This window comes from Okeania sp. SIO2F4 (assembly GCF_010672385.1).
GTDB lineage: Bacteria > Cyanobacteriota > Cyanobacteriia > Cyanobacteriales > Microcoleaceae > Trichodesmium.
In genome coordinates this window covers 1-9,248 of sequence record NZ_JAAHGT010000343.1, presented here as the reverse complement: position 1 = coordinate 9,248, position 9,248 = coordinate 1, and the positions used below count along the sequence as shown (strand labels likewise).

Here is a 9,248-nt window from a genome sequence, read left to right as displayed (position 1 = left end):
CCACAGATTTCTTCAGATAAAAAATTCTCAACCTACTAATTTTTGCCGACCAGGGAGAGTCAAATACAATTCTCATCTCATCCACAGATTTCTTCAGATAAAAAATTCTCAACCTACTAATTTTTGCCGACCAGGGAGAGTCAAATACAATTCTCATCTCATCCACAGATTTCTTCAGATAAAAAATTCTCAACCTACTAATTTTTGCTGACCAGGGAGAGTCAAATACAATTCTCATCTCATCCACAAATTTTCCACTAGAAAAAATTTCGATAATTTTGCCAAAATTTAGCACCTCTTCAGAAAAATAGTAGATGAGGATTTTCTCAATTTATCAATTTTATTTGACTCGGATATGAGGCAATAATTTTCCATACCTACTAATTTTTGCTAACCAGGGAGAGTCAAATACAATTCTCATCTCATCCACAGATTTCTTCAGATAAAAAATTCTCAACCTACTAATTTTTGCCGACCAGGGAGAGTCAAATACAATTCTCATCTCATCCACAAATTTTCCACTAGAAAAAATTTCGATAATTTTGCCAAAATTTAGCACCTCTTCAGAAAAATAGTAGATGAGGATTTTCTCAATTTATCAATTTTATTTGACTCGGATATGAGGCAATAATTTTCCATAGCCACTAATTTTTGCCGACCAGGGAGAGTTAAATACAATTCTCATCTCATAGACAGATTTTCCACTAGAAAGAATTTCGATAATTTTGCCAAGATGTAAAAATAAGTCATAAAACTATCACTGAATATTTTTCTGCCTTGACTAATTGTTTTAACTAAAAAAGTATGAGCAATTATCGTCGGACACTAAATCATGCTCAAAACTATTATTGATAATAATTGCTTTTCCTTTAAAGACTTTCTTTTGCTTTATGAAGTTCATCTGCCCACTTTTTAAGCGCTGCCTCTTGGTATCCAAGAAACTCTTCTCGTTTTGCCAGTTCTTTTTCTTTTTCCTTGATTTCCAGTTCGCGGTTTTCAAGTTTTTCTTCTCGTTCTTTTAGTTTATTTTCCCACTCTTTTGTATTTTTCCTAGCCTGATGAGACTTTTGTTTCAGCGATAATAAGTCAGAAGCTATTTTTCTTAATTCATCATCTGAAAAATTCATATACTTATTAGTTTGAAATTCTATTTTTTTAGCCAGTTCATCAAGACCAAATAGTCTAAACCACCAGCTATCACTAGAAATTTATATTTGTAGTGTTTGGATGAAGTGAAGGGCTAATAGCAACAATACAAGTTGAATACCAAAATGGTCGCTCATCTGGGGCGTTATCTAAGCAACGAAACTTATGTTTGTTTGCTTTTAGTACGTTAAACCATTTAATCCGATGTTCATAAACCTGTTGAAATGGATTTCTATCTTCACTACCTAAAATATAACCACTCGGTGTACACCAATCACCATTCTCAGATGCTATAAATGGCTCATGGCATTCTTTTAATTCAATAGGAATAATCGCATCATTTTTGAGGAAGGTTAAATCAATCTGACGATTTTCAATATAATAATCCATTAAAACTAAATGGAGTTTCTCTTCATCACCGAAACGAAATTCCATGTCATCCAAAAATTTTCCTACAGCTTCTCTTTCATAGGATGTATCAAAATTTTTTCCCATCCAAACTTCAATAGTCACTGTGTCTATCCTTAAACTACTAAATTTATCTGTTGATAAAATTATAATAGGTGACTATTCGATATTCGGATGATAGATATATAGGGTTGACCACAGTTGGTAAGTTGTTTATTATAATTTGGCCTGAGTAAAAATTTGAAAGTTAAAAAGCTATTTTTTATCTAAAATAATTCAATCCTACTGCCAATATTGAACAAGAATATAGTCGAGTATATGAGGAAATATTTGAATAATTTGACAAAATATATCGTTCTTAAAACCGAACCATTCTGTACTTCGTAAAATTGACATTTGTTAGTAGATTGTGAAGAAAGCGATCGCTCAAATATCTCTTATCTCTAAACTTCAAACCAAATTAAATCTGGATAAATATTTATCATAGTTTCTTTAGTAAGGAGCTGATGTGCGACAATAGTTTTTTTGTGCAATGACAAACCCTTATATCCTAATAATTTAATCCTAAATTTCACAAGTAATATTATGTGTCCCCTCCGGGGGAGATACCCTATCGAGTGAATACTTATTGATAATAGGAAACATCTTAACTGAGAATAGGGAATAAAGCAGAGGAGGAAAATAGAGCCAATTATTCTTAAAACCAAGAGTAGTTTTTGAACGTTAAATATAAATCAAACAAACAATCAATAAATTTTTACTTCTGACTTTGAGCGATCGCAAACTACCTTTAAATTAAAACTTGAGGCCAAGAGGATAAAGATAATTTTTACTAATCTAAATAAGCTTTAAGATTGTTTGTGCAAATCAAAAAAATCCCTTTTTTTCTCAATTATTACAAAATATTTCACGAGCTTGCGTTGTTTCAGCGATTTGTATCATACTCTGAACATTAAGGTATGATGCCAATGTTGTATCTAAAACAAAAATAACCTGCTTTCAACAAAGCTACAACCTAGTATTTACGTTAAAAATATCCTAGATATTGCGATTTGCAGCAAGCTAAAATAAGCTCAAAAAAACAAATTTTGTATAAGTAAAAATACTTAAGTAATTATATACATTGACAAAACACCACAAATAGTATACTAAGTTGCTATGCGAAAAATATAATCATTGTCATTTCGGTTTGCTATTTCTTATTCCCTAAAGGCTAATACCTAAATTATTGATGAAATTGAATAACTCCTATATTTGTATCTTTTATAGGTGGCAATCGCCAGCCAATTTTTACTGGGTTAAGGGGAGATTTAGGCAAAAGTTTCTTGGTAAAATTACAAAGTCTCGATCTTACGAAAAAAGGACGAGAGTTTGAAAGCGACGTCTTTTTAAAGCGTGGATGAAAAACGTTTCATGTCGCGCAGCGAAACGGGCGATTAAAATCACCTTAAAAAGTTGTCATTTTTTATTCTTTAATGCGATCATAATAATATAGAGGTGATCAAGATGTATGGATGCCAACAAGAGTTAATTAAAAGTCCCGAAAAAATCTCGTTTTTAGAATACTTATGTATCACAGCAAATAAGCTTATTAATTGCGGGATTTATTTAGCCAGACAATGGTATTTTAAATTGGGGTATATCACAGGAAAATACGACTTAGAAAAAAAGCTCAAGTCCAATAGGAATTATCAATTTTTGTATTCTCAAGCAGCACAACAAACTCTGAGAGGGGTAGCAGAAGCATTTAAGTCCTATAAAGAACTTTCTAATAAGTACAAAAAAGGAGAATTAACTGATCGGCCTCGATTACCTAAATACCGTAAAAAAGGAGGAATGGAAGTTATAACTTACCCCAAACAAGCTTTAAAGTTAGAAAAAAGTCAAGTTAAAGTACCTCTGGGACGAAAGGTTAAAGCAGCATTTAAAATTGACAGTTTTTTCTTAGATTTTCCAAGTAATCTTGAGTTTAAAGAAATCAGATAAATTAGGATTTTGCCACGTAATGGTTGCTTTTATGTTGAATGGATTTATGAGTTAAAAACCGATCAACCTGAGTTAGATAAAGCCCAAGTCTTAGGCATTGACCACGGGGTAGATAATTGGTTAAGTTGTATCTCCAATGTAGGGACAAGCTTCATTATTGATGGTAAACACCTGAAGTCAAAAAATCAATGGTACAACAAACAAATTGCGGCAATTAAAGAAGGTAAACCCCAAGGATTTTGGTCAAACAAATTAGCGTGTATAACTGAGAAACGTAATCGAAAAATGCGTATCGGCTGTTAACAAAGTAGCAAGATTAGTGATTAACCATTGTTTAAAACATGCTATTGGTAGAATAGTTTTTGGTTGGAATAAAGGGCAAAAAGATAGCATTGACATCGGAAGGAAAAACAACCAAAAGTTTGTACAAATTCCTACAGCAAAACTCAAAGAACGGATTAGTCAGTTATGCGAATTGTACGGCATAGAGTTGATCGAAACCGAAGAATCGTACACCTCACAAGCATCGTTTTTAGATGGTGATTTCCTGCCAACTAGGGCGTGAAAAACCCGTTTGCGCAGCATTCCGTAGGAAAAGCTGGAAAGCGTCTGGAAAACGAATTAAGCGATGCAGCGCGGTCTTGGGGGTTTCCCCCATGAGCGACTGCATCAAGACAACGAGGTTTATATCAAACTCAATGCGGACCCTTAGTCAATGCAGATATTAATGGCGCAGCTAATATCCTCAAAAAAGTAGCGACAACTTTGAAATTTTCTCTCAAAGAAGTCAGTAGAGGCACTTTGATAATGCCTTTAAGAATCCAATGCATGGATTGCTTAAGAATCCCCGCACCTTTAGGTCGGGGAGTATCAAGGTAAACTATTTAAAGAAAGGATGATATGTGTTGAAAAATCTATAGGACTCAAACAAACTATGACATCTTATGCTACTACTACTGCCAGAGCAGAAATGAGTGAAATTCGTCGTCTCAAAGGCTTACTACCACCAGAATTACAAAGTTGGGTAATGGTAGAAAAGTCCATTGAAGTTAATCCCCCACTAATTCGCAGTGAGGAAATAGGCAAAGACCAAGTAGAAATATCCATTGACCTAGCACGTTGGGAACAACTAGCATTAGACCAACGTAACTTATTATTCTGGCATGAAGTGGCCAGAATTCAAAACGATACAATTCCCAGGGATGGTTGGGAAATGGCTGCCCTAGCAATTGGTTTGGGGGGTGCTGTTGGTGAATTATGGGTACAGGATGGTCTACTTTTAGTTCTGGCCTTAGCTTTGTGTGGTGTATCTGGGTATAGACTCTATCAGAAAAATAACGGAGAACGTAATCTTAAAGAGGCGATAGAAGCAGATGATAAGGCGATCGCCCTAGCCACTCGTTTTGGTTATTCACTCCCCAATGCTTATAAAAGTTTAGGTAGTGCTCTGAAAACTCTAATCGAAGAAACTCCCAAAAAACGGCAGAGGGCAAAATATGAATCACGACTTCAAGCTCTCAAACGTAGTGCAGCTAAAGCCAAGGCAAGAGTTAAAGGAAGTCGTGAAACTTCACGTTCTGAAAATATATATAACTAGACAGGAAATATTGGGTGGGTTAGTCGGAAACTAATCAAAACTAGACTCGATCGGGAGTAACAACCCACTCAAATTTATCCTGGTTATTTTGGTGTTATAATAGGGATATAACTGAATTAATAGAAACAGCAATCTGGCTTGGTGGCTATATACATCATCTAAATACATTCCATTCTCGAAGGTAGTGGGCATAGATTAATCCATTAAGTATATTAGTATCAAGTCATTACTAATCATGAGACTATAATTTTAGTCTAGAGGGTGGTCTAACCATTTAAATGATTTTTATTCCATCGCTTAAGCATAATTTGGTAATAATTATGAAGCTGATTATACCAGGAAAATCTTCAGTAAGATACCTAAAATTGTCATCTTCAAATAAATAACTCTTGCAGAAACAACAATACTCAATACTATAGTCTTATAGAAAATAGAAGGATTTCATGGTCAGCCAAACCTCAGAAACAGATATAAAAGTAACTTTTAGGGGAAAAACTCCTGTGATTAATTTGCCTCTTCGTTTTACCGTCTCGGAGGCAGAATCATTTAAGTTAACTTGCCAACAACTTTTCTCTCAAGAGAATACTACAGGCAAGATTATTATTGATTTTAGTAACACTAATTTTATAGATAGTTGTGGTATTGGTTCCTTGGTAACAAATCTCAAAACAGCAAGGGAAAAAGATACAGATTTTGTCCTTTGTGATATTAATTCTCAGGTTATGGGCGTATTTGCCCTAACTGGATTAGACCAGATTTTAATCATTGAACAATCCACACAACCAGAGGTTAAAAGTAATCGTAAGTCTGATGAAAATCAACTACCTATTACTCATCCTTCGATTAAATCTTGGGTAAAACGTCTGATTGATATTGTTGGTGCTTTGGTAGGATTATTTATTACAGGTATTTTGTTTATACCTATAGCTATTTCTATTAAGTTTGATAGTCCTGGTCCGATATTTTTTGGTCAAATACGATGTGGTTGGATGGGAAGGCGTTTCCGAATGTGGAAATTTCGCTCTATGTGTGTAAATGCAGAGCAACTTAAGAGTCAAATCAAAAATCAAGCTCAAGGTGCAATTTTTAAGAATGAAAATGATCCGCGAATTACTAAAGTTGGTAACTTTTTGAGACGAAAGAGTTTGGATGAATTACCTCAGTTTTGGAATGTATTAAAAGGGGATATGAGTTTAGTGGGAACTAGACCTCCAACTCCTGATGAAGTAGAGCGTTATGAAGTTCCTCAGTGGCAACGTTTAGATGTTAAACCTGGTATGACAGGAGAATGGCAAGTTAATGGTCGTTCTCAAGTGAAAAATTTTGAAGATATTATCAGGTTGGATTTAAAATACCAAAAGAATTGGAGTCTAATGTACGACATAAAGTTAATTATTAGGACTGTAGCAATTCTATTCGAGAAAAGTAGTGGAGCCTACTAGAATGATTTAATATACTTACCGTTGGGGTTTTGATATTTTGAAATTTTCAGTTATCGAAACCAACTTAACTTATTGCAGAAATTTGATATTTCCTGTTTATACACATCTTTTCCCCATAAGGTATTGGCTAGAAATATCAATATAGCGCTAGGGAATAGGGAATAGGGAATAGGGAATAGGGAATAGTAAACTGTCAAAGGGTTTCAGGATTTAGAAATGTCCTAACCTGAATGAGTAGCGCTATATATTAAATGATTATAGATTTAAGTTTTACTTGTTTTAATCTTAATCATCTGAGGATATTTTATGTTGGAGAATTGTGTTGGTAAAATCTGACAATTCCCACTTTAGTAGCCAACAAAAATCAGCTCAAATAAATGACTTTAATAATTTGATCGGATGAAACAAATGGATATTTTTTGAATTGGATGAAGCACTGAAGCTTAACATCTGGCGGTCAGAAAAATCATGTCAAATATTGAGGAAAAAAAGATGGAAAACTTCAAACTAATTTGTGTGATTGAAAAACATAAATCCCAATCCTTTTTATATAGTTTAAGTAGGTAGGCATAAATAAAGGCTAAAATAAAAAATATGAATAAAGAAGCTATAACCCAGTTTCTAAAAGGTTTTCACCGCGCGTGAATTTTCATTGCTATTGTACCGATAATTAAGCCCACCTACTTATCTTCCATTGTTGCTCCGAGAATTATTAACTTGAATAGGATTTTAGGTCGCTAGGTTCAATTTTTGGCCTGAGAATTCAACTCTAACTAATTGTAGATACTACACAGACAGTAGAATTTTCAACTCAATTGTTCTAAAATTCTGTTCAACCTACTAGACCGACACAGCCAAAATGGTGCGTTACGATGGATTGCTAAATCTCTTTCATAGTTTGAATTTAAACCATCTAAAACACCCTACAATTTGGCACAAAATTAGCTGTGTCAGTCCACTACTAAAGCGACACGCCGTAAATTTTACTTGAGGAAAATACTATAATCTTTAATTTGATAAAGATTAAACTGAAAAAGCTAATATACTATTTTAGCTGTGTCAGTCCACTACTATAAAAATTTCACAACATGGTTTCAAATTGTTAGATATGAAATAATTCCCCGAAATTACTGTACCATCAAAATTCACAGTCTATAAAATCTTACTTTTAACTTTTGAGTTCTGAATGTCTGACTTCTGTGAAATGGTATTACTACCTTTGCAGAATAGCAACAATAATTAATTAAATTATGCGTATTCTTATCTATTCCTACAACTATCACCCAGAACCAATTGGTATTGCACCCCTAATGACAGAACTTGCGGAAGGTTTTGCTAAACGTGGACATCAAGTTCGTGTGGTGACTGGTATGCCAAATTATCCTGAACGTAAAATTTATGATGAGTATAAAGGGAAGTTTTTTCTGACACAAGAACAAAATGGCGTAACAGTTCAACGTAGTTATATCCATGTGAGAGGTTCTAAACCTGGGCTTTTAGATCGGCTATTGTTAGATGGTAGTTTTATTCTGTCTAGTTTATGGCAAGCTTTTAATGGTTGGAAACCTGATATTATTTTTGCGACTACTCCTCCTATATTAATTTCTTTACCAGTTAGTTTTTATGGCTTATTTTCTAATTCGTATGTAGTGTTAAATATTCAAGATATTGTTTCTGAAGCTGCGGTAAGAGTGGGGTTGGTGAAAAAAGATAGTTGGATAGTAGGTCTAGCTGAAACTATAGAAAATTTAGCTTATCGAAAAGCTGCTAAGATTAGTGTTATTGCTGAAGATTTTGCCACTAAGTTAATTGAACAAGGCATTGATAAAAAACGTATTGTTTGTATCCCGAATTGGGTAGATCTGAATTTTATTAGACCTCTGGATAAAAATAATCCTTTCCGAGAAGAGCATAATCTTCAAGATAAGTTTGTAGTTGTTTATTCTGGGAATATTGCTTTAACTCAAGGTTTAGAAACAGTAATTAAAGCTGCTGCTAGTCTCAAAGAAAAATCAGAAATTTCTTTTGTCATTTTAGGGGAAGAAAAAGCGCGTCAACAATTACAAGAATGTTGTGATAATTATCAAGCAGATAATGTAACTTTACTTCCTTTAGTACCACGAGAAAAATTACCAGAAATGTTATCTTCTGCTGATGTTGGTTTAGTAATACAGAAAAAGACAGTTACTGCTTTTAATTTACCTTCAAAAATTCCTGTTATTCTTGCTAGTGGTCGTCCAATCATAGCTTCTGTTCCAGATACAGGTACAGCAATGAGGGTTGTCAAAGAAAGTGGCGGTGGAATAGTGGTTACTCCAGAAGATTCTCAAGCTTTGGCACAAGCAATTGTAGAATTATATGAAAATCCAGAAAAACTTGAGCAACTGGGTCAGCAAGGAAGAAAATATGCGGAAGAAAATTTTGGCTCTAAAAATGCTTTAAATAGTTATGAAGCTTTATTTGATGAAATTTTAGAGTCGAGGGAGTAGGTAGGGACGTTGTATGCAACGTCCCTACTTTGTAGGGAAAAATAATTAACTAGCTATTAGCTTTCAGCATTTAGCTATCAGCTAAAAATCCAAGGGTTTAAGTCCCCCACTATATTTGAAAAATTAGTGGTGCGCTTTTTTGGGGGTTTGAATCCCCTATTATGCACCGTGAAAAGCTGA

10 protein-coding genes are annotated in these 9,248 nt (G+C 34.1%); 6 read left to right on the top strand and 4 right to left on the bottom strand.

Annotated features, from left to right (window positions below; all coding sequences use genetic code 11):
* From F6K22_RS20780 to F6K22_RS20765, 4 genes are all read right to left on the bottom strand, one after another.
* On the bottom strand, positions 1 to 295 hold a 295-nt coding region (locus tag F6K22_RS20780), incomplete at its 3' end, for a hypothetical protein (RefSeq protein WP_293102055.1).
* A 45-nt stretch (positions 296 to 340) separates the two neighbouring features.
* The gene (locus F6K22_RS20775) at positions 341 to 559 is read right to left on the bottom strand and encodes a hypothetical protein (RefSeq protein WP_293102052.1); all 219 of its coding nucleotides are present in this window, start codon (positions 557 to 559) and stop codon (positions 341 to 343) included.
* Between the two features lie 310 nt (positions 560 to 869).
* Positions 870 to 1,127, bottom strand: a complete 258-nt coding sequence (locus tag F6K22_RS20770; protein WP_293102049.1) for a hypothetical protein — start codon at positions 1,125 to 1,127, stop codon at positions 870 to 872.
* Between the two features lie 73 nt (positions 1,128 to 1,200).
* Positions 1,201 to 1,659, bottom strand: a complete 459-nt coding sequence (locus F6K22_RS20765) for a nuclease-related domain-containing protein (protein WP_293102046.1) — start codon at positions 1,657 to 1,659, stop codon at positions 1,201 to 1,203.
* 1,401 nt (positions 1,660 to 3,060) lie between these two features.
* Here F6K22_RS20765 and F6K22_RS20760 point away from each other — a divergent pair.
* The 6 genes from F6K22_RS20760 to F6K22_RS20735 all read left to right on the top strand — a co-directional run bounded on the left by F6K22_RS20760 (position 3,061) and on the right by F6K22_RS20735 (position 9,068).
* Positions 3,061 to 3,540, top strand: a complete 480-nt coding sequence (locus F6K22_RS20760; RefSeq protein ID WP_293102043.1) for a hypothetical protein — start codon at positions 3,061 to 3,063, stop codon at positions 3,538 to 3,540.
* A gap of 9 nt (positions 3,541 to 3,549) precedes the next feature.
* Positions 3,550 to 3,843 carry a transposase gene (locus tag F6K22_RS20755; protein WP_293102040.1) on the top strand — a complete coding sequence of 98 codons (294 nt, stop codon included), beginning with the start codon at positions 3,550 to 3,552 and terminating at the stop codon, positions 3,841 to 3,843.
* 16 nt (positions 3,844 to 3,859) lie between these two features.
* The gene (locus F6K22_RS20750; protein ID WP_293102038.1) at positions 3,860 to 4,105 is read left to right on the top strand and encodes an IS200/IS605 family accessory protein TnpB-related protein; all 246 of its coding nucleotides are present in this window, start codon (positions 3,860 to 3,862) and stop codon (positions 4,103 to 4,105) included.
* 369 nt (positions 4,106 to 4,474) lie between these two features.
* On the top strand, positions 4,475 to 5,137 hold the full coding sequence (locus tag F6K22_RS20745) for a DUF3318 domain-containing protein (RefSeq protein WP_293102035.1): 663 nt from the start codon (positions 4,475 to 4,477) through the stop codon (positions 5,135 to 5,137).
* A 443-nt stretch (positions 5,138 to 5,580) separates the two neighbouring features.
* Positions 5,581 to 6,579 carry a sugar transferase gene (locus tag F6K22_RS20740; protein WP_293102032.1) on the top strand — a complete coding sequence of 333 codons (999 nt, stop codon included), beginning with the start codon at positions 5,581 to 5,583 and terminating at the stop codon, positions 6,577 to 6,579.
* A 1,250-nt stretch (positions 6,580 to 7,829) separates the two neighbouring features.
* Positions 7,830 to 9,068 carry a glycosyltransferase family 4 protein gene (locus F6K22_RS20735; RefSeq protein WP_293102029.1) on the top strand — a complete coding sequence of 413 codons (1,239 nt, stop codon included), beginning with the start codon at positions 7,830 to 7,832 and terminating at the stop codon, positions 9,066 to 9,068.
* Positions 9,069 to 9,248: the final 180 nt, after the last annotated feature.

Coding starts and splice junctions, on each gene's coding strand:
- F6K22_RS20770 (WP_293102049.1), bottom strand. CDS start 1,127: ATGAATTTTTCAGATGATGAATTAAGAAAAATAGCTTCTGACTTATTA.
- F6K22_RS20760 (WP_293102043.1), top strand. CDS start 3,061: ATGTATGGATGCCAACAAGAGTTAATTAAAAGTCCCGAAAAAATCTCG.
- F6K22_RS20745 (WP_293102035.1), top strand. CDS start 4,475: ATGACATCTTATGCTACTACTACTGCCAGAGCAGAAATGAGTGAAATT.
- F6K22_RS20740 (WP_293102032.1), top strand. CDS start 5,581: ATGGTCAGCCAAACCTCAGAAACAGATATAAAAGTAACTTTTAGGGGA.
- F6K22_RS20735 (WP_293102029.1), top strand. CDS start 7,830: ATGCGTATTCTTATCTATTCCTACAACTATCACCCAGAACCAATTGGT.